This is a genomic window from Hydrogenobacter sp. T-2 (assembly GCF_033971325.1).
Taxonomy (GTDB): domain Bacteria; phylum Aquificota; class Aquificia; order Aquificales; family Aquificaceae; genus Pampinifervens; species Pampinifervens diazotrophicum.
In genome coordinates, this window is record NZ_CP117180.1 from 84,385 (window position 1) to 108,567 (window position 24,183).

Sequence of the window (24,183 nt, forward strand, 5' to 3'; positions counted from 1 at the left end):
GAAAGCCCCCATAAGATTTTATTGTTTTTTGTGCTGTTTTTCAAGCCACTCGTAGTTGTAGGGGTCCCAGTCTTCTGGCATGTGAGGTGTCTTGTCAAAGTTGTGAGGCGGTGGAGGAGAAGGAATAAGCCACTCAAGAGATGGAGACTGCCAAGGGTTGTCTTCTGCCTTCTTGCCAAATTTTGTAGAAAAAACCAAGTTTAGAACAGCCACTGCTATGCCTATACCAAGAATCATAGCACCTACGGTTTGGAGCTCATGCAGTCTCACCCAGCTTTCTATTGCAGGATAGTCCGCATATCTTCTTGGCATACCCTCAAGACCTACTATAAACTGAAGGAAATAGAAGAGGTTCGAACCTATCATTATGAGCACAAGAGCAACCTTTGCCCAGAGCTCGCTATACATCCTACCTGTATACTTGGGATACCAGTAGTAAAAGCCTCCAAAGGCTGCAAGGGTAAGAGCCATACCAAGCACATAGTGGAAGTGTGCTACAACAAAGTGGGAGTCATGAACTGCAATATCAAAGGCAGGAAGACCAAGAGGTATACCAGTAAGACCACCTATGAGGAACATGAATATGGCACTTAGGATATATAGCATTGGTGTAGTAAACCTAATAGAACCCTTATACAAGGTAAATATCCAGTTGAATATCTTTATACCTGTTGGCACACCTATGAGAACTGTAGTGTAAGAGAAGACTATTCTTATCCAATCTGGCACACCGCTGGTAAACATATGATGTATCCAAACCATAAAACCGAGAATAGCAATTCCCCATATGGCAAATATCATAGATGTTCTTCCGAATATCTCCCGTCTTGAGAAGGTTGCCACTATCTCAGATATAACACCAAAGGCAGGCAGGATCATAACATAAACCACAGGATGAGAATAAAACCAGAAAAGGTTTTGATACAGAAGGGGGTCTCCTCCCCTTGTGGGGTCAAAGAAAGCTGTGTGGAAGTATTTATCCATAAGGAGCATAGTTACCGCACCTGCAAGGGCAGGCACGCCCAAGATTTGAATTACGTTCATTGCCAAGAAGGAATGCAAAAAGAGGTTCATCTTCTTAAGGGTTATACCCGGTGCCCTCATAGTAAGGTTTGTTACCACCAAGTTTATAGCACCCGCCAAAGAAGAAGCACCAAGAAGGTGGATTATAAGAGCGTAAAAGGCTACAGGTCCAGCGTTTTCATTGAGGGAGAAGGGTGGATAACCCGTCCATAGCATTCTTATGTGATTGCCCGGGAGGAGTGTTATAAGGGCTAAAACGCTCGCAGCAAAGAAAAACCAATAGCTAAGAGCATTAAGCCTTGGAAAAGCCACATCTCTTGCTCCTATCATTAAAGGCAGAAGATAGTTTCCAAAGGAACTCCATATGCCCACCGCCCACCAAAATTGCATGAGAACGCCATGAATAGTAAGAGCCTTATTGTAGGTGTCTTCTCCCATATATTGAAGCCCGGGCTGGTAGAGCTCCATCCTTATGGCAAGAGCGGAAAGACCGGCTATAAGGAAGAACACAAGGCTGGTCACTCCATACATAATGCCTATCTTTTTGTGGTCTGTGGTGAATATCCATTCCTTAAGACCGGCACTGAAATACGGCCTATAGCTTATAGCGGCCATGGTGATGCACCTCCTTTAAAGGTTTTGTTTATATGAAGTGTTGTTTGTTTGCATACCTTCGTTAAGCCACTTTTCAAATTCTTCCTTTGGAACTACCTTTAGCACTGCGGCCATTTTTGAATGCTGCGTTCCGCAGTATTCTCTACAAAATGCCCAGTATTCCCCGGGTTTGTTTATCTGAAACCACATATGGGTTATCCTACCTGGGACACAGTCTTCTGTAACCTTTGCCGGGTGCACGTAGAAGGAGTGTATCACATCCCTTGAGGTACAGAGAACTTTAATAGGCGTGTCCGCAGGTATGTATGCCTTAAACATATCGTTCACCTCTTCTGGCTTAAGATATGCATTAGTCTCTGGGTTTATCACACTGTTGAAGAAGGAAAATACTTTTTTACCATTTGGATACTCAAACTCCCAACCCCACATGAAAGCTGTGACCTTTATTTCCATGGCATTTTCAGGAGCATTTCTTTGGATTCTATAAAAGGCAAAGCTCTGTGTTGCTAAGTATATGACAACTATTGTGGGTATTATAGTCCAGAGAACTTCAAGAGCTTTGCTTTCGTGCACATGCTGTGCCTTTTCGTTAACACCTTTTCTGTAGCGGTATTTAACGAGAAAATATGCTCCGGGTATGAAAACCACAAGGTAGATAACCACCGCTATAAACAGCCATATCTCATACATGGTCTGCCAATAGTTGGCAGGATAGGCAAGCACTTCTTTCATGGGTGCACCTCCTTTTTATTTCTACTATAAAAATATGCAAGAGTAAAAGTCCCTATAACACCAAGTATACCAATGCCTGCAAATATTAGCGTTGGGTCTATAACATACCTACTTCTCGTATGGTCATATCTATAGCATGCAAGTATAGCAAGGTCTACGATATTGTTAACAGAAGGCTTTTCTCTCTGAGCGTCCACAAAGGCAAGGCTTATGTCCTTGTCTCTAAGGAAAGCACCGTAGAGGTAACGCATGACCTTTCCATCTGGAGATAGGAATATGGTGACGTTTGGATGTATGAAGATTCTGTCCCTGTCTATGTAGTAGAACTTATAACCTACAGACTGGGTTATTTTCCTTATGTCTTCTTTGGAAAGCATTCCTACAAGCCAGTTATCGGGTAAGTTAGTCGTGCCAAAGTTCTTTTGCACAAAATCCTTCATGGTGTTAAGGTTATCCTTCTCGTCAAAGGAGAGAATCACATACCTGTAGTCTTTGGAGAGATTTTTTGATTGTTTATAGAGATTTTCCGCAGTTATGGGGCAAACCGTATCACAGGTATAATAGGCAAAGAGCAGAGCAGTGGGCTTGCCTTTTATGAATTCCTTGAGCTGAGTCTCCCCATTGAGGGTTTTTACCCTAACATCCGCAACTTCCTTACCGATGAACAACTCCTCTTGAATTTTTACCACGCTAACGTCCTGCTCTCCATAATAGCTTGTATATCTACCATATTCGTAAGGCTCTCTTGCAAAAATCATAGAAAGAATCATCATGGAAAGCAAAAGCAGACTCATGCTAAGCTACCGATAAGATATGCACTGCTTGCCACGAGAAGCCACATGATGTCCACAAAATGCCAATACATGGTTATGGCTTTGATGTAAGTATGACCCTTGTGTTCGTTCGCTTTACCACTTAGGAGCAAAAATACCGCAACCAGCATAGTAAGTAGACCAACCACTATGTGAGAAGTGTGTATACCAGTAAGCATATAAAAGCCAGTACCATACATGTTGGAGCTTAGGGTAAAGCCTTCATGCCATAGATGTAGCCACTCCATAATGTGTATGACCATAAAGGCAGAGCCCAAAGCTATTGTAAGTAAAACGAAGATAGCGGATAGCCCATTCTTACCCTTCTCAAAAAACTTCTCTGCAAGGGCTATTGTGGCACTTGAAGCCCAGAGGATAAAGGTAAGTATTACGGGTATTGTTAGGTTCATACCCTTTGGAACCCACTGGGACCATACATCTGCATGGGTCACCCTTGCCATGTAAAACCCAGCAAAGATCGTCCCGAATATAACTACCTCAGACACTATGAAAAACATCATGGCAGGCATACCAAGCCCTTCTTCGTGACCCTTGGAGAAGAACTCATGAACCCAGCCAGCTATACCAAGCACAAAAAGGACAAGACTTACACCCCCAAAGATAAGAGCCAACATGGGCTTTTGCCAAACGAAAAAGGCTATAAAGGTAAGAGGGACAAGAAGCACTGCAAGACCCACAGGCAGGGGCCAGTAGCTATACTCGTGCTCTCCTAAATGGTGGTGCACCTCGTGCTGTGCCATTATTTACCTCCTCTTATGCTTCATAAGAATAAGAAGAAAATTTAATAATTCTGGAGGGGTGAAATCAATAAACAACTGCTTATATGATTATAAGAAAAATTTATACTATTTGAGCGTCATCTCCTTTATCTTCTCCCTTTCCTCTTTCCAGCTTAGCTTCCTTTGAATGCTTAGTTTTAAGCTCTTGACCTCATGCCAAGGAAGTTCAATGTAAGTGGGGACTCCATATACTAGAGCATTCCTTGCCTGATAGGACAATACTCTGACTATTTTAGAGGACTCTCCATTGGGCAATTCTGCATCTACTATGATATATAGCTTGGGGTCTCCTTGGTCGGCGGTGGGGAGGTTGTGAGGAATTCCTATGTTGGTTACTTTTAACCTGAGGTTCTCTTCCCTTTCCAGCTCAATTTTTATGTCTTCTGATTTTGCTATGCCTACTGGAAAGCTGTGGTCATGTCTTGGCTTTTTACTGTGGAAGTATTCAAAGGGAAACTTCTGGACAAGCCTTTTATCTCCCATAGAGGGCATATGGCAATCCTGACAGGACTTTTGAACCTTCGTCAAATGCCATTCTTTGTATGTTTCCTGATGGCATCCAGCACAGAAAAAGGATTTCGTATAGTTAAAGTCTTGCTTTGAAGGATGGGGTGGAGACCATACCTTGTGTGGTCCGTGCATGGCTTTTGTTTGTTCCTTAAAGTGGCATGCGACACAAGAAACTCCATCTTCTCTAAACTCAACTCTAAGTGATGGTTTTATTTCTGGGTCAACCTGATGTGGAGCATGACAGGAGAGACATTTTGTCTTGGTGTATTCCTCACTTTCAAGCTTGAACTTTTCGCTCTTCCACGCCATAGCATGCCTACTCTTTTCCCACTCCTTGAATATCTCCGCATGGCAGTCGGAACACCGTTTCGCTTGTGGCCTTTCAAGCAAGTCCTTTTCCACAAACACATCTCCACAGGAGCTTATAAAGGCAAAGAGGACAAAAAGAATTATCATTTTTCCCTCCTTGGATATATAATATTATCTTCATAGGCCCGGTAGCTCAGTTGGTAGAGCACCCGGCTGAAAACCGGGGTGTCGGCGGTTCGAATCCGCCCTGGGCCACTTTCAAAAGCTCAACCCTTATCCTGTAGTCTATGAGTATATCCAAGGGTTTGCTTTTGAGTGTGGGGTCAAGAAAGGGTATGGCATAGGGAGAGGTGCTTAGCTTTCTTTTCTCTTCTTCTGATAGGCTCTCCTCACACAGAAGGCAGGCTTTTGTTCCACCTCTTTTCCTTCCCACACTTTTAGTGGTGCGTATTCTAAAGCCGAGCTCCTTTAAGGCTTTTCTCACAGGCAGTGATGAGGTGTAAGAGACCCAAACGCCCTCTGGGCTGATAAGCCTCTTTATCTGAGACAGAAAGTCAAAGGTCCAAAGCTCGGGGTTTCTGTAGGGAGAAAAGCCATCGTGAAAAACCGCATGTGCAGAAAACTCAGAAATCTCTAATATGCTTTGCCTTGCATCTCCAAGGTATAGCCTAAAGCGTATGCCATCCCTTTCAAACTCTGGAAGACTGTCCCACAGAAGCCTGTGATACTTGGTAAACTCCTCTGGGAGGGGTGGGAGGCTTTGAGGAAGTTCTCTTTCAAAGGAAAGAACCTTTATTTCCACAGATGGGTTTATGTCTTTTAACCTCTTTATGGCTACTGCCACGTTGTAGCCAAGTCCAAAGCCTATGTCAAGAATACGAACCTTTTTGAGGTTTTCTGCCCTTTGCAGTAGACCAGAGGGCTCAAGGAACTTTTCAAGACATTCTCTAACAGCACCTGCGGATATGCTATGGTAGGGCTCTCCATATAGAGGGTGAACAAGCGTATAGTCACCAGAACTGGTCTGAACTACACCCTTTTCCTCAACAGAGGGCTGTAGCCAAGCCTTTAGCTCAAGGACTATGTGCCTTATGTTATCCTGAGATAGACCAACTGCCCTTAGTCTTATACGCTCCTCTAAGAGGTCATTCAGATCCACAGTATAAAATTTAAGGTAAGCATGCGAGGTTTTGAATGGACGCCTCACAGAATACTCCTCGTTTCCTACCTTGGGGTCATACTCGTTGGGTCTTTCCTCTTATACCTTCCACCTTCTACCACAAGAGATATAAGCTATCTTGATGCTCTGTTTACCGCAACCTCAGCTACTACGGTCACAGGACTTGTTGTTTTAGATACAGAAAAGGATTTCACCCTTTCGGGAAAGTTCATTATCTTTCTTCTCGTACAGCTTGGTGGGTTAGGTTATATGACCTTTACTACCTACTTTCTCATAGCACTAAGGAAAAAATTAGGGTTGAGGGAGAGGCTTATATTAGCCGAATCCTTTAACTATCCTGGTATGCACGGGCTTGTAAGGTTTGTAAAGAGGATGATTCCTGTAGTTTTCCTCATTGAATTTCTTGGTGCTCTTGCCCTGTTTCCTTCCTTTCTTTTTAAACTAAAAGACCCTGTGGATGCTCTCTTTGCCAGTGTTTTTCATGCCATTTCCGCCTTTAACAACGCTGGCTTTTCTACTTTCTCGGAAAACCTTATGAGCTTTAGGAGAGACCTCTGGGTCAATATGGTAATAAGCCTTCTTATTGTAATTGGAGGTATAGGCTTTTATACTATCTATGAGCTAATACTTTACAAAAAAGGAGAGGTCAAAAGACTCTCCACCCACACAAAGCTCGTCTTTTTATCCTCCACAGTGCTTATAGTCCTTGGGTTTATGGTGCTCCTTTTTGATATATGGAGGTTTAAAGATTTACCGATGGAGGAGAAAATATTGGCAAGTTTGTTTCGTAGCATATCTGCAAGGACTGCAGGCTTTAACACCATAGACATAAGCAAACTGTCGGAAGCTTCCCAGTTTGTGCTTGTAAACTTAATGTTCGTGGGTGCATCACCCGGTGGGACAGGAGGTGGTATAAAGACCATAACCGCAGTGGTTGTATTTCTTGCTGTTCTCTCTTACGTTAGGGGTAGACCAGATGTGGTGGTCTTTGGTAGGAGGCTTATAGATGCACAGGTGCACAGGGCGATGGTGGTGCTCAGTCTTGCCTTTGCTTACAACACCTTAATGGCAACACTTTTGGCTGAGCTTGAAAACATAAGGCTTCTCCCAGCTCTTTTTGAGACGGTTTCTGCCTTCTCCACCGTTGGGTTTTCCCTCGGTAATCCCAAGGGACTTAGTCTCTCCGCAGACTTTTCACCGCTTGGTAAATTCCTTATAATTCTAACCATGATAGCAGGAAGGGTGGGCGTGCTTGGCTTTATGCTTGCACTTGTTGGTAAAGAAAAGCCAAGTCATGTGAAACTTCCCGAGACGAGGCTCTTGCTATGAAAAAGGTCTTTGGAGTTATAGGGCTCGGTAGGTTTGGTTTTAATGTGGCAAAAACCCTTGCAGAAGGCGGTGCGGAAGTTATAGCTTGTGATATAGATGAGGAGAAAGTCAAACAAATATCGGAGCTTGTTCATCAAGCCTTTATATTAGATGCAACCGATGAGAAAGCCCTCAAGGAGTCTGGTATTGCCAATGCAGACACGGTGATAGTGAGCATCGGAGAGAATATAGAAGCGAGCATATTGGTGGTAGTCCAGCTTATGGAGTTAGGAGTAAGGGAGATAATAGCCAAGGCGGTAAACCCTCTACATGGAAGAATACTTGAAAGGCTTGGAGTAAGCAGAGTTATACACCCTGAAAGGGATATGGCTGTAAGACTTGCCCATTCCCTTCTTGTGGGCGGGTTTATAGAGGAGATACCCATAGCGGAAAACTACAGTATATTTGAGATGAAACCTCCACAGAGATTGCATAACAAAAGCCTTAGAGAGCTTGACTTAAGAAGAAAATACGACATGACAGTCCTCGCCATAAAGAGAGGAGACAAGTTCATAGTAAACCCATCAGCGGAAGAGGTGATAGCTCAAGACGACATTTCAGTGGTGTTAGGCAGAAGAAAAAAGATAGGAGTTTTATGATAATATAACAAGCATGAAAAAAGTTCTCATGGCTCTTCCTTTTATTTTTGGTGCGGTGTTAGTGCTTTATTTTGCGGTAAGGGTAAATAAAGAAAATTATGCGGTGGTTAAAGAAGAGGAGGTTAAAACCCTTGTGTATGGCTCTGGCTATGCAAAAGCGGAAAACTACGTGGTAGTAAGGGCGGAGGTCTCTGGCTACATAAAAGAAGTCTTCGTAAAAGAGGGGGATTTTGTAAGAAAAGGACAACCCCTCACCACTATTGATTCAAAAACCATAGACGCAAGCATAAAAGAAGTGTCCGAGAGGATAAACCTTGTGCGTGAAAGGTTAAGAGAAGGCTCTCCATACCTAAAAAGCCTTGAAAGTGGTATTGAATCTGCAAGGATAAACATGGAAAACAGCAAAAGCCTTTTTGAAAGAAGAGAAAGGCTTTTCTCTCAGGGTCTTATACCAAAAGAAGCATACGAGCAGAGTAAAACTCAGTATGAGGTAAGCAGGAGAGAATATGAAAGATTAAAGAGCAACTATCAGGATGTCATAGTTTCTCTTAGGTCTGAGGAAAGGGTGCTGTTGGCGGAAAGGGAAAAACTATTGAGAGAAAAGGAAAAGTATGTTATAAGAAGCCCTGTAGAGGGATATGTCCTCAAAAAGTTTGTAAACCCAGGGGACTACATAAACCACATGAGCCAAGAAAACAGGCTTTTCTCAGTAGGCTCAAAAGGTTGGGAGGTTTGGCTTGAGGTGGACGAAGAGTATGCAGGCATGCTAAGGGAGGGACAAAGGGTTATCCTTAGAGTAGACGCTTACCCTAATGAGAGGTTTGAGGGGAAAGTCCTTCAAGTAATAAGGGAAGTGGACAGAAATAGAAAACTTATTACTGTGAAAGTTTATGCTGAGCTACCTGAAGGCCTTCCCAACGGCTCAACGGTGGACGGTCAGATAGAAGTAGAAAGCAAGAAAGCAGTCCTTATCCCAGCAAGTGCTTACCAAGATGGTCATGTGCTTTTGTATGATGGTGTTAGAAGAGTCAAAGTCCCTGTAAAGGTTGGCAGAAGATACGGAGAATATCTTGAAGTCTTGGAGGGGCTAAAGCCCGGAGACAAAGTAGTAATGCCATGACGCATGTGCTTTTTGTGGCTTTTAATCTTCTACTTCAGAGGAAAAGGCAGACCCTCGTTTCTGTGCTTGGCGTTTCCATAGGTGTCTCTGCCTTTATAGTTATGAGTTCTCTCATGCTTGGCTTTCAAAACTACTTTATACAACAAGTGATAGACCTTGAGCCACACATAAAGATAAAGCCAAGAGAAGAGACACAGCAGGTAGAAGCCAAGGCAGTTTTACTTGGAGAAAAGCCAAAGGAAAAGGACAGGATACTGGGCTGGCAGGATATAGTGCAGGAGGTAGAAAAACATCCAGAGGTCTTAGGTGTATCACCAAGACTTGTAAGCAGAGGCATCCTAAAGTATGGAGTAAAGGACAAGCCAGTAACCCTTTTGGGCATTGACCCTCAGAGAGAGCCAAAGGCATCCATAATAGAGAAGTTTTTGGTGCATAAAAACCTACACAGACTGGAGACAAACAGAACGGGAGTTATCATAGGAGTCCTCGTGGCAAAAAGTCTTGGTATAAAGGAGCTTGGCAAAAAACTTCTCTTAGTGGCACCCAACGGACAGACTCTTTTAGTTACAGTAGAGGACTTTTTTGAATCTGGCATAACCAACATAGATGACGCAAGGGTATACATAAACATAAAGACCCTACAGAGCCTTTTGGAAAAGCAAGGGGAGGTCAACGAAATAGTGATAAAAATAGTAGATGTAAACCATGCGGAAAAACTCTCAAGAGAACTCCAAGAGTCTATACCCTACGAGGTAGAAAGCTGGCAGAGGGCATACAGGAACTTCCTAAGCATCTTCAAAATACAAAACACTATAACCTACATGATAGTCTTTGCCATATTGACCGTGTCCGCCTTTGGTATCTTTAACATAATAATGATGACAGTTTTGGAGAAGAAAAGGGACATCGCCATTCTGATGGCTATGGGTTTTTTGAGGAGAGATATCCTTTTTATCTTTATGGTAGAGGGCTTTGTAATAGGTATTCTTGGGGCTATAATTGGGTCTTTGCTGGGCTTTGGGCTTCAGGAATACCTTGAGTCCATAAGGCTTGATGTGGAGGGGCTTGTAAGGACAAAGGGCTTTGTGCTTGACAGAAGTCCCATATTTTATGTGTATGCCTTGGTCTTTTCTCTCTTCTTTTCCCTTCTGGCAAGCCTATACCCATCCTATAGGGCAAGTAGACTAAACCCTGTGGACATCTTTAGAAGCCAATGAGGATAATAGAGTTAAGAGGTGTAAAAAAGTCTATAGGTCAAGAACAGATACTTAAGGGCATAGACCTTGAGGTATACAGTGGAGAGTTTGTTGCCATAATAGGGGCAAGTGGCTCTGGAAAAAGCTCCATGCTTTACATTATGGGGCTTCTTGATAAACCTACAGAGGGAGAGGTCTTATTTGAGGGTCAAGTGGTTGACTTTTCCAACGAAAGAAAGCTATCAGAAATAAGAAACAGAAGGATAGGCTTTGTTTTTCAGTTTCATTATCTCCTTCCTGAGTTTACCCTTATGGAAAACGTCATACTACCTGCCATAAAGATGGGCATGGAAAGAAAGGAAGCGGAAGAGAGGGCTTATGAGCTTTTGAAGGCTTTGGGGCTTGGTGGAAAGGAAAGGAGAAGGATTTTTCAGATATCTGGCGGTGAGATGCAAAGGGTTGCCATAGCAAGGGCTCTTATAAACAAGCCTTCTGTAATACTTGCGGACGAGCCGACGGGAAACTTAGACAGCAAAAACACTCAAGCGGTTATGGAGATATTCAAGGAGATAAACTCTCAGGGCACTACCATAGTGATGGTAACCCACGAGCTTGAATTGGCAGAGCAAGCTCATAGGATAATAGAGGTAAAGGATGGGCTTATTCTAAAATATTCTTGAGTAAGCAAGGTAAGGTGAGGTCAAGCATGAGAGGATTGATAGCTATGGCGGGATTGGTGTTTGTTGTGGGTTGCGGAGCGGTAGCAGACAGTCCAGAGGATGTAAGGTCAATAGCAGGAGGCTTAGGCACAATAGCGGGAGAGGCTGCAGGAGACAGGGATAAGGGTGCTGCCCTTGGTAAAGCGACAGGAGAGGTAGCCTATGGCACTGCTAAATTGTCAAAACAATTAGAGCTATCAAGGGTAAAAACGATATTCTACTACGATGGCAACTATATGGAAATAGTGCCCACAGGTAAGCCCAGTGACAACTGTGTTTCTGTGGAGCTTTTTCACTACAACCTCAAGGGGGAGCTTGTAAAGAGAGAGCAAGCGATGGAGTGTTTTATGACTAAAGGGAAGTAGGGTGAGCCGAGTTTGACCAGAGTGGTGCATTTATTCTAAAGCAGGTTCGTTAATTCTTGAAGGGGAAGTTTCAACTCCACACGGTAGATTAGCAACCCGATAATGCAAAATTCAGTGTGCCATTGTCAAGTTTAAATCTTTGAGAGACAAGGCTTTAAAGTACCCATCATCAAAACATCAGAGCATCAAAGCATCTTGATGCCAAAACATCAAAGTATAATGGCATTAAAAATAACTCAAGCAAACTATCATATCTCCACTTTACAACCTTTGGGAGAGCCTACAGATAGAGAGCATAAAGGAAAACACCTCAATGGGTGAGCTGATAGCAAGTAAGCTAAGAGAAAATACCACCGTAATGGAAGTTGAGGATGATTGGCTTCTCAAGCCTCTTGAGTGAATACTGCCCTCTTAACTTCAAGAAGTAAAAACCCTATTCAGTTGCCAAGATGTCATGGGAGCAAGAGCTCCCCAAAAACCTCTATATGCATTATAGCATACTGCAGGTTCTATTCAAAAAGTGCAACCGCACTCTTTATTAGTCTTTCCAGATCTGCCTGTGTAGGCATTTCTGCGTAGACCCTTATGAGTGGCTCTGTCCCAGATGCTCTAAGAAGTAGCCAACCGTCATTTTCAAATATCAGCTTAAGACCGTCAAGAGTTATAACCTTTGAAACTTTTAGGTCTCCCACCTTATCTGGTGGGTTTTCTGTAAGTTCTTTCAGTCTTTGCTTTTTGTCCTCCTCCGCATGAAAGTCTACTCTCTTGAAGTGTGCTTCTCCGTATTCCTTGTATATCTCTGAAATTATCTTAGAAATAGGTTTGTCCATAAGGAGCATAAGCTCAAGTATGTTAAGACCTGCAAAAAGCCCATCCCTTTCCGGCAAAAAGTCCACAATGCCATAGCCTCCGCTCTCTTCTCCTCCAAAGATCACCTTTTCCCTTAAGATAACCTCGTTTATGTTCTTAAAGCCCACAGCCACCTCTCTTAGCTCAACGCCTTCTTTCCTGCATATCCTGTCCGCCAGGTATGTGGTGGACACGGTCTTTACTACCACGCCATCCCTTTTGCCCTTGTTTTTCAAAAGGTGATAGAGCAAAAGCACATAAATAAGTTGTGAGTTTATAAAGTTCCCTTTTTCGTCCACCAAGGCTATACGGTCTCCATCTCCGTCATTGGCTATGCCAAGGTTTGCACCCACAGCCCTAACTTTCATAATGAGAGGTTCAAGGTGTTTTTCCACTGGCTCTGGTGCATGTCCTCCAAAGAGTGGGTCTCTATAGCTTCTTATACCGCTTACTGAAACTTTTGTTCCAGATAGCACATGTGAGTATGTGCCAAGAGCAGAGCCATACATGGCATCGTGCACCAGAGAGAGGTCTTTTTGACTAAAAAGCTCCATACTTACCCTTCTCTTTATCTCTCTCATATACTCTCCCCAGATGTTTACATACTCTGGTTCAAACTTCTCTGGTTTTATATCCTCTGACCTTTTTATCTCATCCTCTACCTGTGCTATAAACTCTGGAGTAGCAGAGCCACCAAAGGAGTCCTTTATCTTATATCCGTTATATTCTGGTGGATTATGCGACGCAGTTATCATAACTCCGTTTTCAAAGCCCATATACTTAACCGCAAAGGAGACCATAGGAGTGGTGCAGGACTTTATGCTAAGATAACACTCAAAGCCAAGGGTTTTAAAAACCCTGTAGACCTCAAGAGCAAACCTTTCAGACATAAAACGATTATCGTATCCCACTACCACCTTCTTTTTCCCTTGCCTTTCTAAAACCTTTGCATGTGCGTAGGCTACCTTTCTTACGTTTTCAAAGGTAAAAGCATCACCTATTATGGCTCTCCATCCGTCTGTGCCAAACTTTATCATCTTTGACCTCCCTGAGGGACATTTATTATAGGCGTCATTCTCGTATCGTAAGGTAGGAGTATTATAGTGTTGTTCTGGCTTCTGGCGTATTCTTGGATGTTTTCTATAAACTTCCACATGAGGTATTCCCTTGTTAGCGAGCCTGCTATTATTCTGTTGGCTTCCGCTATGCCTTGAGCCTCTACCTTTTTCCTCTCCGCTTCAAGCTTTTCCTTCTCTAAAAGAAACTGCATCCTTTGAGCTTCCTCATAAGCCTTTCGCTTTTCCTCTATTGCCCTAACCACGCTTTCTGGAAGCCTTATATCCCTTATAAGCACATCCTCAAGTATTAAGTATCTTCTTGTAAGTTGCTCGCTCACCTCCCTTTTTATCTTCTCTTGCAGTTTTTGTCTTTCTTGATAAACCACAGAGCTTTCCATCTCCGCTATAGCGTCCCTGACCGCAGTCCTAACTACTTGCTTTATTATCTTCTCCTCATAGTCTGGTCCATATTCTCTTATAAGCTCTGGAGCTTTGTTAGCATCCACCCTGTAGAGAATTGCCACATCCATGCTAACAGGCAAGCCGTCCTTAGAAAGACTGCTTATGGGGTTTTGCTTTTCTTTTGTGAACTCCACAGCCCTTGTCCTTATCTCTATCTTTTCCACTGTCTGCAAAAGAGGAATTCTAAGGTGCAGACCCTCCCTTAGTGGCACTGGGTCAATTTTTCCTAAGGTTCTCTTTACACCCACAAAGCCAGACTGGACTATCACTAAAGGGTTGCCAGCGAGAATGAGAAAAAAAAGAACTCCAAGGAAAACCGCAAAGTATCCCAAGGACTTAAGTCCTTCAAGTTGTGAGCTTTTCATCTTCAGCCTCCTCCTGAAAAGAAATTATAATTTAAGTTCATATATGATTGCACAAGACAGCTTAAAGGAAGCATTACGGAAAAACAAGCTAAAAAGCGAGATCTTCGGAAATCTTGAATACTTAAGGTTTACCGACGACTTTAAGGATATCCCACGAGGCACCGCTCTTTTCAAAGACATGGTAATGTGGGGCTATCCTCATATAGGTAGGATATTTCAGCTTTCCACTGGCATTCCTGAGCAGTTTTCTGCTCCCTTTTGGGTTGAAGAGAAGGTTGATGGATACAATGTGAGAGTTTTTATGCACCAGGGAGAAATTTATGCTCTCACGAGAGGCGGATATGTTTGTGCTTTTACTACAGATAGGGTTCTTGATTTTGTAGAGCCTGCCTTTTTTGAAGACAATCCCGACCTTGTGCTATGCATGGAAGTGGCAGGACCTGAAAACCCTTACGTGGAAGAGAGCCCTCCCTATGTAAAGGAAGATGTGAAGTTCTTCCTTTTTGATATAATGCGGAAAAACCATCAAGGCTTTCTGCCCTACAGGGAGAAGTTGAGGCTTATTGAAAAATACAACCTTCCCAGCGTAGAGCGGTATGGACTATACACTCCAGAGCAGATAGAGGACCTAAAGGCTCTTCTCAGGAAGCTAAATGAGGAAAGAAGGGAAGGTGTGGTTTTAAAGGAAGATTCAGAGAGGGATAAGAGAGTGAAGTATATTACAAGCTACGCCAATCTTAACGATATAAGGATAACATCTCTCAATATGCTTGGACTTCCTGCGGACTATTACACCAACAGACTCTTACGACTTGCTCTGTTTATAGAAGAGGAAGAGTTGGAAAAAACTCAAGAACTTTTCAGAGAGCTTGGAGAAGCCTTTTTGAGTGGTCTATTTGAAGCATGCAAAATGGCAAGGGAAGAAGGCAAAGTCCGTAGGGTATTTAGGTGTAGGTTCAGAAGAAAGGACAATGCTCTTATATTCATGGAGCAGATGAAACATGCATCCGTTCACATACAGGTAAACCAGCTATCACTAAGGCAAGAAGGAGAGTTTTGGCTTTTGGAGTTTGAAAAGGTTTTCCTTAATATGACAGGGCTTCTGGGACACCTTTTAAAAGGTGGCTCTCTTATAGATTAGGTTCTAAGAGTGTAGCTTTCAAGTATTACTCTAAAACTCCTTGGGTCTATGAGCTTTATGCCCACTTTGTCCGCCCAGTTTCTAAGACCCTCATCACCAGAAACTAACACACCATCAAGCTCGTAAGCCAAGAGCAAAACATCAAGGTCTTCTTTACTGTCTATTATACCTGTTCTGAGAGCTTCTCTGTATTTTTCTCTTAGCTTGTTTATGAGTTTTCCCACATCTTCTTGGGTTAGCCTACCTGCTTCCTTTGTGTGCTCCTCTGCAATACGCAGACCCTTGTTTATCCTATAACGCACTTCCTCTATAAACTCGTAAAGAAACTCCGCAGGAACCATAAGGTTATATCTTCTTGGAGAGCGAATCCTCACCGTAAGCTCAAACCTTGGCTTTAGGCTTCCAAGCTCTACCATTTTGTTAAACTCTTCATAAACAGAAGTGGGCATAAAAAACTTTGCCCTACTGTGAGATGCAAGTGTTATAAAATTTTCTATAGCACCGAGCTGGTCTTTCTCAAACTGTGAGTATACGTCTGGATTGGTAAATACGCTTGTATCTAAAACAAAAGATTCCATCCTTTCATATTATATATTCAAGCACAGAGTCTTTCACCACCTCATAAGGCACATCATAGCCCGTCCATATCCTAAAGCTCTCCATACCCTGATATAAGAGCATGTCAAGACCATCCTTGTAAAGACATCCCTTTTCCTTGGCAGACCTTAAAAGTGGAGTTTCTCTGTAGATGATGTCCATCACCTTATGTCTTGGCTTTAGCTCCTTGTAATCAAATATGGGTGGGTCTTCTTCCTTTAAACCGAGAGATGTGGTATTGACGATAAGCTCTGCTTCCTCTAAGGCTTCCTCTGGCTTTTTTACATGTATGCACTTAAACTCCTCGCAGAGCCTTTTGGCTTTTCCCTGTGTCCTGTTCCAAAGGAATACCCTTGCACCTTCAAGTTTTAGGGCGTATAGCACTGCCTTAGCAGAGCCACCTGCACCAAGGACTAAAACCTTAAGGTCTCTGAGGTTGGGCGTTAGCTCCCTTACTGCCTTGAGAAAACCAATCCAGTCCGTATTATACGCATACACGCCATCCTCTGTAAACTTCAGAGTATTGGCAGACCCTATAGCTTGTGCGTGGCTGTCTTTGAAATCCGCAAGTTCAAGGGCTTTTTCCTTGTGAGGCAAGGTTATGTTAACACCCTTTACACCAAGGGCTTTTAAACCTCTAAGGGCTGTCTCAAAGTCTTCTGGTTTTACTTCAAAGGGAACGTAGACTGCATTTAGTGAGAAATATCTAAAAGCTCTGTTTTGGAAAACTGGAGATAGGGAATGTTTTACAGGATAGCCCAGAATACCGTAAACCTGGGTCTTTCCGTCAATGGTCATCCAATCTGATACTTGGGTTGAAGTATCTCTACCCTTTTGACCCAGCTAAGGTTACCCTTTATTGCCATATCCACCACGTTTTTGACGCTCACGTCCGCTATTGGGCAATCAGTGCAACCACCCTCAAACTGAAGATAGACCTCACCCTCTCTTATGTCCACAACTTTTAGGTCTCCATGATGCTCTTTTAGGGCTGGTCTTATCCTCTCTAATATTTCTTCCACTTCCTTTAGCTCCTTTTCTTTCATGTTATATCCTCCAGCTGCCTGTATAAATCTTGTATCTCCTGCCAGAGATTTCCCTGAGCTTCGTCATCTAAATCCATCAACCTGCAAAAGCCCTTGAGAGTTAGCTTGTCCGCAACCACATCCTCTATATCCTCCTCAATGAGGACTCTGTAGCCATACCTCATTAGTATTTCCCTTGCCTGAGGAAAGTTTTTTAGAAGCTCCATAAGATTTGTGTCTAAAGTTATCCTCTCCTTCATGTTTCCTTTACCTTTTTAACAAAGAGATGGTATTCACCTTCTTCCTCATAAAGCCCCAAAAACTCCTGACCTGTAGCCTTACACCACGCAGGTATGTCCTCTACCACACCGGGGTCATCCGCCACCAATTCAAGCACCTGTCCCACTTGCATTGTCTTTATCATCTTTGCAGTCTCGGCCACTGGCACAGGACAAAAAGTGCCTACCACATCGTGAACCACATCTGGCTTTATATCCTCAATTTCCATGATTTACCCCCTGTCTATTGTATATTTTAAGAGACTCCACAAGCTCTTCCGCTGGAGGCTCTCCCAAAAGGCTATATTCCACGCCTCCAAGGTTTAGCACAACCTCGCAGGGTTCGTTTTTTGAATACCTTGCTATAAGGTCTGCGACAAGTTTTTTCTCCTCTCGACTTAGGCTACCCTTTATTATGGCAAAAGTGCCTTTTAGGTCTTTTCTATAGGCATAATCGTATCTGCTTTTAAATCCCTGAAGAAACCTCACTTCTCCCTCATTCCTTGCCATTATTAGCTTTGCACCAGAAGGAAGTCTAAAGTGTCTACCCACAGAGAAAAGCACCAGGTCATCCCTCGTTATAACACCTTCCACTGCAAAGGCTTCTTTAAACCTATAGGCATAATTTTCGTCTGTAAGATAACAACATCCACCTGCAGGTTGTTCGTAGTCAATACCATACTTCTTTACCAGTGCTATCTGCTTTTTCCTACCTCTTCCACTTATGGCTAAAAGCCTTTCCCTGTCTACCCACCCAAGCCTTTCAGGTATAGTTTCAGGGAGCAGTTTTGCAGAAAGGGGTCTGAGTATATATCCCTCAAGCCCAGACTCCTTTTCTATAAGCATAAGCCTTTCGTAGGTCTGGCTCATAGGTCTTTGACCGAGCACCTCACCGGTTATAACGAAGTGATAATCTTCTTTTTCCATAATCTCCTTAGCTTTTTTGAGCATAAATATTCTACAATCTACACAAGGGTTTACGTTTTTGCCGTAGCCATGTCTTGGATTGAGAATTATCTCAAAGTATTCTTCAGATATATCCACTATTTCTATAGGAATTTTAAGATGGGCTGCTGCCCTAAGAGCAGGGTTAACATAGTGCGACCCGTCTTCTCTCCTCAGTCCAAGGCGTCTTTTATGCTCAGTGATGCAAAAGCCAGTATAAAAGTGCAGTGCCTTAACCTCAACGCCTTGGTCCTGAAGGAGGCGGACCGCTAAAGAGCTGTCCAGCCCTCCAGAGAAAAGAGCAACAGCCCGCACTTTCATGTGGATAGGAATTCAAACTCTCTGCTTTCTTCCTCTTCCTCTTCGTAGCAGTCAGGTATACGCGTAGCCTCTTCTATTCTTCCCTGCTTGAGAAGGTAGTCCTTTATAGCCACATGCAGTGTTTCAAGCCCAAGATTTGTGCAGTGTATCTTCTGTGGAGGAAGACCGCCAAGCTCGTCAAAGATGTCCTTGTATGTGAGGTTTAGAGCGTAGCTTATAGGCTTCCCTTTTATCATCTCTGTAAGTTGAGAGGAGACCGCTATGGCGGAGCCACATCCAAAGGTCTTAAATCTCACATCCTCTATAATATCGTTTTCTGGATTGACCTTGAGGGTAAAAAGCATGGCATCACCACAGGCTGGATTGCCACACTGCCCTATGGCGTTGGCATCCTCAAGCACGCCCACATTCCGTGGGTTCAAAAAGTGGTCAAGCACCTTCTCGCTGTATTCAAACATCTTAACACCTCCTTAACATTGATGAAATAAAATATGACAGTTTTGACCGAAGTTGCTATGACCTTTATCAAAGATATGGCTTACATATATTTTTCCACAAGCCACTTGAAAGTCTTGCTAAGCCTATGGTCATCCTCAAGCTCAAGAAACTCTTTAACCTTCACCTTGCTTATAAAAAGCTTTGAGTGTTCTATTGGCACCGTGCTGTCTTGCCTGCCGTGGAATACATAAATCTCATAAGGAACTTCTGAGGGAAAGTCTACATGGCTGTCTCTTAGTATTTCATAACCCTTTTTGAGTATATCTACCGCAAACTCTTTGTTTATGGTAAGTTCAAGACCAGTTTCGCACTCTGTAAAGTTCAGGTCTTCCTTACCCTCCAGCCAATTTTTGCACCTTGCCTCTCCCACCTCCTTTACAGTAAGAGCAAGTGTTGAGTAAGAAGGGGCAAAGAGGAAAACCCTTTTGACCTTTTCTGGTTTGTAAAACTTGAGATAGTTTAGAGAGGTATATCCACCGTGAGAACTTCCAGAGAGCCAAACTTGGGAAAACTTTTGAGAAAAGCCCTTTACAAGGGCATCCAATACCTCCAAGACCCTGCTCGTGGTAGTAGTCTGATAGTCCATATCCATAGCAAAGAGGGAAAACCTGCCTTGCAAACTCCTCTCCCTTAGAATGCTTACCTTAGTGCCTTTGATATCGCTGGCAAATCCATGAAGGTGTATTAAAATAACCTCAGGGTTGGTAGACTCATAAATGAACATAAGAGAAATTATAGAGGATTTAGAGACCAGAAGAAAGGTCTTTCATCTTTTTGCACTACTCCTTTGGCTTTTACCTTTGAACTATCTTCCAAGCATTATAACTCTACTGGTTTTTTCCCTTGTGATAGGGTTAAACCTGCTAACTGTCCTGGGCGTTGGCAAGGAAAGGCTGACTTTTTACTATAGGTTTGTTTACAAACTTGAAAGAGAGAAAAACTACTCAAGACCAGGAATACAGGCTCTGTGGGCAAACCTTGGAATATTTTCTGTATTTCTACTCTTTGGAAAAGAGCCTGCTATGGTATCTGTGGTAGTGCTTGCAGTAGGAGACGCCTTTGCCAGCGTGGTAGGAATGAGATACGGTAGAACAAGGATGGGAAGTAAAAGCCTTGAGGGAAGTATAGCCTTTTTCCTTTCAACCTTTCTGGTCCTTTTGCCCTTCTTAGGTTTGTGGAAGGCTTTTTTGATATGTATATTTTCTGCAATTGTTGAGGCTTTACCAATTAGTGTGGATGACAACTTTAGCGTGCCACTCGTAGCTGGTGTTTTATACTATATGTTATGAAGATAAAAGTAGAAAACTTAGCAAGAATAAGGTCTGCAGAAATAGAAATAAAGCCTCTAACTGTATTTCTTGGAAAAAATAACACTAATAAGAGTTATCTATCTTATGTGGTTTATGGTGTTTATAGATATATGGCGGAAGTATTGATGGAGTTTTTAAAAGGACAAGATGCGAGAAAATTGGATAAGATAGGTGTCAAGCATCCAGATTTAGTTAGAATACTACAAGAAAGGATAGAGAAAATGTTTAGAAGTGAAAGTTTTAGCTCATTTAAACTTGACATAGAATTTTCAGAGGAAGAAAGTGAGATGATAAACAAGATTATAGATAATATGTTAGTCATAAGAAAACAGGAGGGAAATGATAAATCTTTATCTATGACTTTAATTAGGAACTTTTTAGAGTTAATAAACACTTGGGTAGATGTTTTTTATTTTCCTGCAAGTAGAACTGGATTTGTCTTGGCTTTGGATGCTCTTGTAATAGGTGTTCTCAGAGAAAGGTATGAAGGGAAGTATTATGAAAAACTAACTGAGCCAGTAGTGGACTTTATCGCTGATTTTTATAGAATAAAGTCTCAATCTGAAGACCTTAGAGGCTTGAGTAGGGAAAAGGAATTACTCAGAAAATTAAGTGATATGATAGATGGAGAAATATGGATAGATAAAAACACAAAACAACTACTATGCCACCCAAAAGGCATTAGGGGACAGAAAAAGATAGAAATGCATCTCGTTTCTTCTTCTATTGCGGAGTTAGCTCCGATATATGTTTTCCTTGCAAACATTGAAAAACTTGAAAACCACATTTTTATAATAGAAGAGCCTGAAGCACACTTGCATGTGGAGAATCAAATCAAGATAACAGAACTAATAGTTAGCATGGTAAATTCTGGTGCTAAGGTGCTTATAACTACTCACAGTGATTATATAATCAACGCTTTAAATATATGCTTGGGAAGATATTGGGTAGGAGACTATGAGAAAGAAAGTTTAGACCCTAATAAAATTGCGGTATATCTTTTTAAGGAAGAGGGTAGACATATAAAGGTTTTACCCATACCTATAGAAGAGCATGAAGGAATATCCTTTGAAAACTTCTATACTGCAACAGATAGACTTATGGAAGAGGAAGAAAGAATAAGAGATTTATTGAAAAGCAAAGTAAAGGCAAATGTGTAAGAAACTTTTACCTTGCAATAAGCAAAGTGGACAAGATTGTAAAGAATGCTACAAATACTGGAAAAAAGTTCTTTCGCCCGAAGCCTCTTTCCAACCAATTAAGGGAAAACTTTGTGATTGTATCATTCAATGTGATGGTTCTTATATAATTGTAGAGATCAAAAACTGCAAAGTTACCTCTGGAGAAGCTAAGGATGTTATAGAGCAGTTAAAGAATTGTGAAGACGGACTTAGAGGGAAATGTGGTGCAAACTCACAATATAGTAAGGTTTTATTGTATGAAAAGTTTGATATACCTCCAGCTAAGAGTGAGCAAATTAAAAGTCTACTAAAAAAGGAACGCATAGAATACTACTCTATCAAGAACCTTAAAGGGAAGAAGATATGTCAATACAAAAAAGCGTAAAGCTCTCACCTTTTACCACCATAAAAGTTGGTGGTATTGCAAAATATTTTAGCCAACCTACGGATGAAGAAGAGCTAAAGCGTGTGATATTCTTTGTACAGGATAAGAGTCTTGAGGTTTTTCCTCTTGGTAGAGGAGCAAACACTATTTTTGGAGACTTTGAGGGTTTAGTCTTGAGCACTGTTAATTTTAGAGGAATTGAGGTAGAGAAAAAGGAGCAATACTTTTTAATAAGGGCTAAAGCTGGCACGCCTTTGTCTGAGCTTGTTAAATTTTCCCTTGAAGAGAACCTTGAAGGTTTTTATAGGCTTGGGGGCTTTCCAGCTACAGTGGGCGGTGCGGTTGCCATGAACGCTGGAGCTTTTGGATACGAAATAAGCCAGCATCTTGTGGAGGTGGTCTTTATAGATTGGGAGGGAAGGCTTCAGATTGCAAAGAAGGAAGACCTGCACTTTTCTTATAGAAAATCTCCCTTTCCTGAGCTTGGAATAGTGCTTATGGCTACCTTTGAAGTGCCAACTGCTAAGCACAAAGTAGAGGAGGAGTTTGAGAGAATAAGGAAGAAAAGAAAACAGACCCAGCCTATAAACATGCCAACGAGTGGCTCTACCTTTAAGAACCCTCAAGGCGAATATGCGGGAAGGCTCTTAGAGAAGGTAGGAATGAGGGGCTATAGAATGGGCAATATTGCCTTTTCTGAATTGCATGCTAACTTTCTGGTGAACTTAGGTGGTGGCACTTACCAGGAAGTTGTTAGAATAGTACAAGAGGCAAAGAGAAGGGTGTTTGAGAATTTTGGTATAGTCTTGGAAGAGGAGGTAAAGCTCGTTGAGGGTTGTAGTGCTTATGGGCGGAAGGTCTGCGGAGCGTGAAATATCTCTCAAAAGTGGTCAGGCGGTATTAAGGGCACTCCAAGAGCTCGGACACGAAGCCATAGCCTTAGACCTAACAGAAGACCTTTGCGAAAAGCTGAGAGAAATAAAGCCTGATAAGGTATTTATAGCTCTTCATGGTCCTTATGGAGAGGACGGAAGGGTGCAAGGGATTCTTGACATGCTTGGAATTCCTTATGTGGGTTCTGGTGTTCTTGGAAGCAGTATAGCCATGGATAAGGATATAACAAAAAAGGTCCTTTCCTTTCATGGTATAAAAGTGCCTAAGTGGGTATGCATAAGAGATGAAAAGGAGGAGCTAAGCTGGGACACTTATCCTGCGGTTGTAAAACCTGCGGACCAGGGTTCAAGCGTCGGTCTCTTCGTAGTATGTGGTGAAGAGGAAGCAGAGGAAGCCATAAAAAAATGCTTTGAAATCTCAAAAAAGGTTATGGTAGAAGAATACATTGAAGGTAGGGACATTACGGTGGGAATCTTAAAAGGAAAGCCACTTCCACCTATAGAGATAAAGCCCAAGAAGGGAATTTATGACTACGAAAGTAAGTATACAAAAGGTATGACGGAATATGTCTTTTTAGAAGACAAAGAACTTGTTGAAAAACTCCAAGAAATTGCATTTCTCACTCATAAGTTTCTCGAACTCAAAGACCTTTCAAGAGTAGACTTTAGAGTAGACAAGGATGGGACTCCATACCTCTTAGAGGTTAACACTATACCTGGCTTGACGGAATTGAGCCTTTTTCCCATGGCTTGTAGAAAGATAGGACTTGATTTTAAGGAAATGATAGATATGTTATTATTTTAACCATGCAAAAGGTTGGGAGACGGGGAAAATGGCTCAATTATATTCTTTCCGCTCTATGGATTTTTTCAATGGCTCTTTCTGGGTTCTTTTTCCCTTATTTCACCGACAAGATAGACTTTTTCAAAATAAAGGCTCTACACATAGAGGGTCTAGAAACCATTCCATCTGAAGTTGTGGTTAATGAAATTAAAAGGTTTAAAAATAATTGGTTATTCATTAACAACACAAATCTATTAAAAAACCTTAATAGTGTAACCGGAAATGCAATTGGTAGAGTGAAAATAGACAGAATTTTTAGCAACGGAGGAGTGACATTAAAAGTATCTATCGAGGAAAGGAAGCCAATCTTCACAGTAATTAAGGATGATGCAGTATACTTCTTTGACAAAGATGGGATTATATTCCAATCACAATATATGAAATTTGTCAAACCTCTGGTATATACACATGATATTGAACTTGTAAGGAGAAACTTTAATAAATTAACTATGCTAATTAATTCACTGGGGAAAGGCTTGGGAGAAATCTACGTAACAAATCTTAATACGGTGGTTTACACTGGAGAGGGCATAAAGATAACTATGCCTCCCATATTTCTTTTGAACGAGCAGGTTGTGGAAAATGTGATCAATACCTTTAAAGTTTATAATATTGATATGAACACAAAAGAGTTAGATTTAAACATAGAGGGTTTAGTAATAATAAGAGAGGTGAAAAGGTAA

The 24,183-nt window shown here is 42.0% G+C and carries 28 protein-coding genes, 1 tRNA gene and 1 pseudogene; 14 read left to right on the top strand and 16 right to left on the bottom strand.

Annotated elements, in window-relative coordinates; translation table 11 throughout:
• Window positions 1-18: 18 nt before the first annotated feature.
• From IAE16_RS00495 to IAE16_RS00515, 5 genes are all read right to left on the bottom strand, one after another.
• The gene (locus tag IAE16_RS00495) at window positions 19-1,554 is read right to left on the bottom strand and encodes a cytochrome c oxidase subunit I (RefSeq protein ID WP_438617124.1); all 1,536 of its coding nucleotides are present in this window, start codon (window positions 1,552-1,554) and stop codon (window positions 19-21) included.
• 99 nt (window positions 1,555-1,653) lie between these two features.
• Entirely contained in the window at window positions 1,654-2,370 is a 717-nt protein-coding gene (gene coxB, locus IAE16_RS00500) for a cytochrome c oxidase subunit II (RefSeq protein WP_323700745.1), read from the bottom strand.
• Window positions 2,367-3,164 (bottom strand): SCO family protein, encoded by a 798-nt coding sequence (locus IAE16_RS00505; RefSeq protein WP_323700746.1) that lies wholly within the window; start codon window positions 3,162-3,164, stop codon window positions 2,367-2,369. The genes coxB and IAE16_RS00505 overlap by 4 nt, the downstream gene beginning before the upstream one ends.
• Window positions 3,161-3,943, bottom strand: coding sequence for a cytochrome c oxidase subunit 3 (locus tag IAE16_RS00510; RefSeq protein WP_323700747.1), 783 nt, complete (start codon window positions 3,941-3,943; stop codon window positions 3,161-3,163). The genes IAE16_RS00505 and IAE16_RS00510 overlap by 4 nt, the downstream gene beginning before the upstream one ends.
• Window positions 3,944-4,048: 105 nt before the next feature.
• A complete protein-coding gene (locus IAE16_RS00515) occupies window positions 4,049-4,948 on the bottom strand; it encodes a multiheme c-type cytochrome (RefSeq protein ID WP_323700748.1) in 900 nt (299 codons plus the stop codon).
• Window positions 4,949-4,983: 35 nt separating this feature from the next.
• Between IAE16_RS00515 and IAE16_RS00520 the strand changes: the two genes are divergently transcribed.
• Both IAE16_RS00520 and IAE16_RS00525 read left to right on the top strand, forming a co-directional pair.
• Window positions 4,984-5,056, top strand: a tRNA-Phe gene (locus IAE16_RS00520).
• A gap of 95 nt (window positions 5,057-5,151) precedes the next feature.
• Window positions 5,152-5,304, top strand: coding sequence for a hypothetical protein (locus IAE16_RS00525; protein ID WP_323700749.1), 153 nt, complete (start codon window positions 5,152-5,154; stop codon window positions 5,302-5,304).
• Here IAE16_RS00525 and IAE16_RS00530 read toward each other — a convergent pair.
• Window positions 5,262-5,645: pseudogene (locus IAE16_RS00530) on the bottom strand (MnmC family methyltransferase); the annotation flags it as partial. The gene IAE16_RS00525 and the pseudogene IAE16_RS00530 sit on opposite strands and share 43 nt — an antisense overlap.
• A 336-nt stretch (window positions 5,646-5,981) precedes the next feature.
• On the opposite strand from IAE16_RS00530, the gene IAE16_RS00535 reads away from it, so the two are divergent.
• The 6 genes from IAE16_RS00535 to IAE16_RS00560 are packed head-to-tail and all read left to right on the top strand — an operon-like array spanning window position 5,982 to window position 11,348.
• The gene (locus IAE16_RS00535; protein WP_323700750.1) at window positions 5,982-7,310 is read left to right on the top strand and encodes a TrkH family potassium uptake protein; all 1,329 of its coding nucleotides are present in this window, start codon (window positions 5,982-5,984) and stop codon (window positions 7,308-7,310) included.
• Window positions 7,307-7,948: a potassium channel family protein gene (locus IAE16_RS00540; RefSeq protein WP_323700751.1), complete on the top strand. Its 642-nt coding sequence runs from the start codon at window positions 7,307-7,309 to the stop codon at window positions 7,946-7,948. The genes IAE16_RS00535 and IAE16_RS00540 overlap by 4 nt, the downstream gene beginning before the upstream one ends.
• Window positions 7,949-7,961: 13 nt before the next feature.
• Window positions 7,962-9,068 (top strand): efflux RND transporter periplasmic adaptor subunit, encoded by a 1,107-nt coding sequence (locus tag IAE16_RS00545; protein WP_323700752.1) that lies wholly within the window; start codon window positions 7,962-7,964, stop codon window positions 9,066-9,068.
• The gene (locus IAE16_RS00550; protein ID WP_323700753.1) at window positions 9,065-10,285 is read left to right on the top strand and encodes an ABC transporter permease; all 1,221 of its coding nucleotides are present in this window, start codon (window positions 9,065-9,067) and stop codon (window positions 10,283-10,285) included. Before IAE16_RS00545 ends, IAE16_RS00550 begins: the two co-directional genes overlap by 4 nt.
• Entirely contained in the window at window positions 10,282-10,944 is a 663-nt protein-coding gene (locus IAE16_RS00555; RefSeq protein WP_323700754.1) for an ABC transporter ATP-binding protein, read from the top strand. The genes IAE16_RS00550 and IAE16_RS00555 overlap by 4 nt, the downstream gene beginning before the upstream one ends.
• A gap of 26 nt (window positions 10,945-10,970) precedes the next feature.
• A complete protein-coding gene (locus tag IAE16_RS00560; RefSeq protein WP_323700755.1) occupies window positions 10,971-11,348 on the top strand; it encodes a hypothetical protein in 378 nt (125 codons plus the stop codon).
• Window positions 11,349-11,857: 509 nt separating this feature from the next.
• Here IAE16_RS00560 and IAE16_RS00565 read toward each other — a convergent pair.
• Complete coding sequence (locus IAE16_RS00565) at window positions 11,858-13,234, bottom strand: phosphoglucomutase/phosphomannomutase family protein (RefSeq protein ID WP_323700756.1); 1,377 nt, start codon at window positions 13,232-13,234, stop codon at window positions 11,858-11,860.
• Window positions 13,231-14,082: a prohibitin family protein gene (locus tag IAE16_RS00570; RefSeq protein WP_323700757.1), complete on the bottom strand. Its 852-nt coding sequence runs from the start codon at window positions 14,080-14,082 to the stop codon at window positions 13,231-13,233. Before IAE16_RS00570 ends, IAE16_RS00565 begins: the two co-directional genes overlap by 4 nt.
• A 43-nt stretch (window positions 14,083-14,125) precedes the next feature.
• On the opposite strand from IAE16_RS00570, the gene IAE16_RS00575 reads away from it, so the two are divergent.
• Window positions 14,126-15,223 carry an RNA ligase gene (locus tag IAE16_RS00575; protein WP_323700758.1) on the top strand — a complete coding sequence of 366 codons (1,098 nt, stop codon included), beginning with the start codon at window positions 14,126-14,128 and terminating at the stop codon, window positions 15,221-15,223.
• Here the strand turns inward: IAE16_RS00575 and IAE16_RS00580 are convergent.
• The 8 genes from IAE16_RS00580 to IAE16_RS00615 all read right to left on the bottom strand — a co-directional run bounded on the left by IAE16_RS00580 (window position 15,220) and on the right by IAE16_RS00615 (window position 19,611).
• Window positions 15,220-15,801 (bottom strand): RNA ligase partner protein, encoded by a 582-nt coding sequence (locus IAE16_RS00580; protein ID WP_323700759.1) that lies wholly within the window; start codon window positions 15,799-15,801, stop codon window positions 15,220-15,222. The genes IAE16_RS00575 and IAE16_RS00580 overlap by 4 nt on opposite strands.
• 4 nt (window positions 15,802-15,805) lie before the next feature.
• Window positions 15,806-16,618, bottom strand: a complete 813-nt coding sequence (gene aroE / locus IAE16_RS00585; protein ID WP_323700760.1) for a shikimate dehydrogenase — start codon at window positions 16,616-16,618, stop codon at window positions 15,806-15,808.
• Window positions 16,615-16,866 (bottom strand): NifU family protein, encoded by a 252-nt coding sequence (locus IAE16_RS00590; RefSeq protein ID WP_323700761.1) that lies wholly within the window; start codon window positions 16,864-16,866, stop codon window positions 16,615-16,617. The genes aroE and IAE16_RS00590 overlap by 4 nt, the downstream gene beginning before the upstream one ends.
• Window positions 16,863-17,105 (bottom strand): DUF1858 domain-containing protein, encoded by a 243-nt coding sequence (locus IAE16_RS00595; protein WP_323700762.1) that lies wholly within the window; start codon window positions 17,103-17,105, stop codon window positions 16,863-16,865. The genes IAE16_RS00590 and IAE16_RS00595 overlap by 4 nt, the downstream gene beginning before the upstream one ends.
• Window positions 17,102-17,353, bottom strand: coding sequence for a sulfurtransferase TusA family protein (locus IAE16_RS00600; RefSeq protein WP_323700763.1), 252 nt, complete (start codon window positions 17,351-17,353; stop codon window positions 17,102-17,104). The genes IAE16_RS00595 and IAE16_RS00600 overlap by 4 nt, the downstream gene beginning before the upstream one ends.
• Complete coding sequence (locus tag IAE16_RS00605) at window positions 17,343-18,389, bottom strand: hypothetical protein (protein ID WP_323700764.1); 1,047 nt, start codon at window positions 18,387-18,389, stop codon at window positions 17,343-17,345. The genes IAE16_RS00600 and IAE16_RS00605 overlap by 11 nt, the downstream gene beginning before the upstream one ends.
• A complete protein-coding gene (locus tag IAE16_RS00610; RefSeq protein WP_323700765.1) occupies window positions 18,386-18,847 on the bottom strand; it encodes an iron-sulfur cluster assembly scaffold protein in 462 nt (153 codons plus the stop codon). Before IAE16_RS00610 ends, IAE16_RS00605 begins: the two co-directional genes overlap by 4 nt.
• A gap of 80 nt (window positions 18,848-18,927) precedes the next feature.
• Complete coding sequence (locus IAE16_RS00615; protein WP_323700766.1) at window positions 18,928-19,611, bottom strand: YqiA/YcfP family alpha/beta fold hydrolase; 684 nt, start codon at window positions 19,609-19,611, stop codon at window positions 18,928-18,930.
• On the opposite strand from IAE16_RS00615, the gene IAE16_RS00620 reads away from it, so the two are divergent.
• From IAE16_RS00620 to IAE16_RS00640, 5 genes are all read left to right on the top strand, one after another.
• Window positions 19,604-20,176, top strand: coding sequence for a diacylglycerol/polyprenol kinase family protein (locus IAE16_RS00620; protein WP_323700767.1), 573 nt, complete (start codon window positions 19,604-19,606; stop codon window positions 20,174-20,176). The two genes, IAE16_RS00615 and IAE16_RS00620, sit on opposite strands and share 8 nt — an antisense overlap.
• Entirely contained in the window at window positions 20,173-21,357 is a 1,185-nt protein-coding gene (locus IAE16_RS00625) for an AAA family ATPase (protein WP_323700768.1), read from the top strand. The genes IAE16_RS00620 and IAE16_RS00625 overlap by 4 nt, the downstream gene beginning before the upstream one ends.
• Before the next feature lie 384 nt (window positions 21,358-21,741).
• Window positions 21,742-22,635 carry a UDP-N-acetylmuramate dehydrogenase gene (gene murB, locus IAE16_RS00630; RefSeq protein ID WP_323700769.1) on the top strand — a complete coding sequence of 298 codons (894 nt, stop codon included), beginning with the start codon at window positions 21,742-21,744 and terminating at the stop codon, window positions 22,633-22,635.
• A complete protein-coding gene (locus tag IAE16_RS00635; RefSeq protein WP_323700770.1) occupies window positions 22,592-23,461 on the top strand; it encodes a D-alanine--D-alanine ligase family protein in 870 nt (289 codons plus the stop codon). Before murB ends, IAE16_RS00635 begins: the two co-directional genes overlap by 44 nt.
• A gap of 2 nt (window positions 23,462-23,463) precedes the next feature.
• Window positions 23,464-24,183, top strand: coding sequence for a cell division protein FtsQ/DivIB (locus IAE16_RS00640; RefSeq protein ID WP_323700771.1), 720 nt, complete (start codon window positions 23,464-23,466; stop codon window positions 24,181-24,183).

What these genes read in the sequence shown, in the direction of transcription:
- IAE16_RS00580 (WP_323700759.1), bottom strand. Translation starts at nt 15,801, where the DNA reads ATGGAATCTTTTGTTTTAGATACAAGCGTATTTACCAATCCAGACGTA.
- aroE (WP_323700760.1), bottom strand. Translation starts at nt 16,618, where the DNA reads ATGACCATTGACGGAAAGACCCAGGTTTACGGTATTCTGGGCTATCCT.
- IAE16_RS00555 (WP_323700754.1), top strand. Translation starts at nt 10,282, where the DNA reads ATGAGGATAATAGAGTTAAGAGGTGTAAAAAAGTCTATAGGTCAAGAA.
- IAE16_RS00540 (WP_323700751.1), top strand. Translation starts at nt 7,307, where the DNA reads ATGAAAAAGGTCTTTGGAGTTATAGGGCTCGGTAGGTTTGGTTTTAAT.
- IAE16_RS00495 (WP_438617124.1), bottom strand. Translation starts at nt 1,554, where the DNA reads ATGTATGGAGTGACCAGCCTTGTGTTCTTCCTTATAGCCGGTCTTTCC.
- IAE16_RS00550 (WP_323700753.1), top strand. Translation starts at nt 9,065, where the DNA reads ATGACGCATGTGCTTTTTGTGGCTTTTAATCTTCTACTTCAGAGGAAA.
- IAE16_RS00515 (WP_323700748.1), bottom strand. Translation starts at nt 4,948, where the DNA reads ATGATAATTCTTTTTGTCCTCTTTGCCTTTATAAGCTCCTGTGGAGAT.
- IAE16_RS00545 (WP_323700752.1), top strand. Translation starts at nt 7,962, where the DNA reads ATGAAAAAAGTTCTCATGGCTCTTCCTTTTATTTTTGGTGCGGTGTTA.
- IAE16_RS00565 (WP_323700756.1), bottom strand. Translation starts at nt 13,234, where the DNA reads ATGATAAAGTTTGGCACAGACGGATGGAGAGCCATAATAGGTGATGCT.
- IAE16_RS00535 (WP_323700750.1), top strand. Translation starts at nt 5,982, where the DNA reads ATGCGAGGTTTTGAATGGACGCCTCACAGAATACTCCTCGTTTCCTAC.
- IAE16_RS00625 (WP_323700768.1), top strand. Translation starts at nt 20,173, where the DNA reads ATGAAGATAAAAGTAGAAAACTTAGCAAGAATAAGGTCTGCAGAAATA.
- IAE16_RS00590 (WP_323700761.1), bottom strand. Translation starts at nt 16,866, where the DNA reads ATGAAAGAAAAGGAGCTAAAGGAAGTGGAAGAAATATTAGAGAGGATA.
- IAE16_RS00620 (WP_323700767.1), top strand. Translation starts at nt 19,604, where the DNA reads ATGAACATAAGAGAAATTATAGAGGATTTAGAGACCAGAAGAAAGGTC.
- IAE16_RS00570 (WP_323700757.1), bottom strand. Translation starts at nt 14,082, where the DNA reads ATGAAAAGCTCACAACTTGAAGGACTTAAGTCCTTGGGATACTTTGCG.
- IAE16_RS00610 (WP_323700765.1), bottom strand. Translation starts at nt 18,847, where the DNA reads ATGTTTGAATACAGCGAGAAGGTGCTTGACCACTTTTTGAACCCACGG.
- IAE16_RS00600 (WP_323700763.1), bottom strand. Translation starts at nt 17,353, where the DNA reads ATGGAAATTGAGGATATAAAGCCAGATGTGGTTCACGATGTGGTAGGC.
- IAE16_RS00560 (WP_323700755.1), top strand. Translation starts at nt 10,971, where the DNA reads ATGAGAGGATTGATAGCTATGGCGGGATTGGTGTTTGTTGTGGGTTGC.
- coxB (WP_323700745.1), bottom strand. Translation starts at nt 2,370, where the DNA reads ATGAAAGAAGTGCTTGCCTATCCTGCCAACTATTGGCAGACCATGTAT.
- IAE16_RS00640 (WP_323700771.1), top strand. Translation starts at nt 23,464, where the DNA reads ATGCAAAAGGTTGGGAGACGGGGAAAATGGCTCAATTATATTCTTTCC.
- IAE16_RS00605 (WP_323700764.1), bottom strand. Translation starts at nt 18,389, where the DNA reads ATGAAAGTGCGGGCTGTTGCTCTTTTCTCTGGAGGGCTGGACAGCTCT.
- IAE16_RS00505 (WP_323700746.1), bottom strand. Translation starts at nt 3,164, where the DNA reads ATGAGTCTGCTTTTGCTTTCCATGATGATTCTTTCTATGATTTTTGCA.
- IAE16_RS00595 (WP_323700762.1), bottom strand. Translation starts at nt 17,105, where the DNA reads ATGAAGGAGAGGATAACTTTAGACACAAATCTTATGGAGCTTCTAAAA.
- IAE16_RS00510 (WP_323700747.1), bottom strand. Translation starts at nt 3,943, where the DNA reads ATGGCACAGCACGAGGTGCACCACCATTTAGGAGAGCACGAGTATAGC.
- murB (WP_323700769.1), top strand. Translation starts at nt 21,742, where the DNA reads ATGTCAATACAAAAAAGCGTAAAGCTCTCACCTTTTACCACCATAAAA.
- IAE16_RS00575 (WP_323700758.1), top strand. Translation starts at nt 14,126, where the DNA reads ATGATTGCACAAGACAGCTTAAAGGAAGCATTACGGAAAAACAAGCTA.
- IAE16_RS00615 (WP_323700766.1), bottom strand. Translation starts at nt 19,611, where the DNA reads ATGTTCATTTATGAGTCTACCAACCCTGAGGTTATTTTAATACACCTT.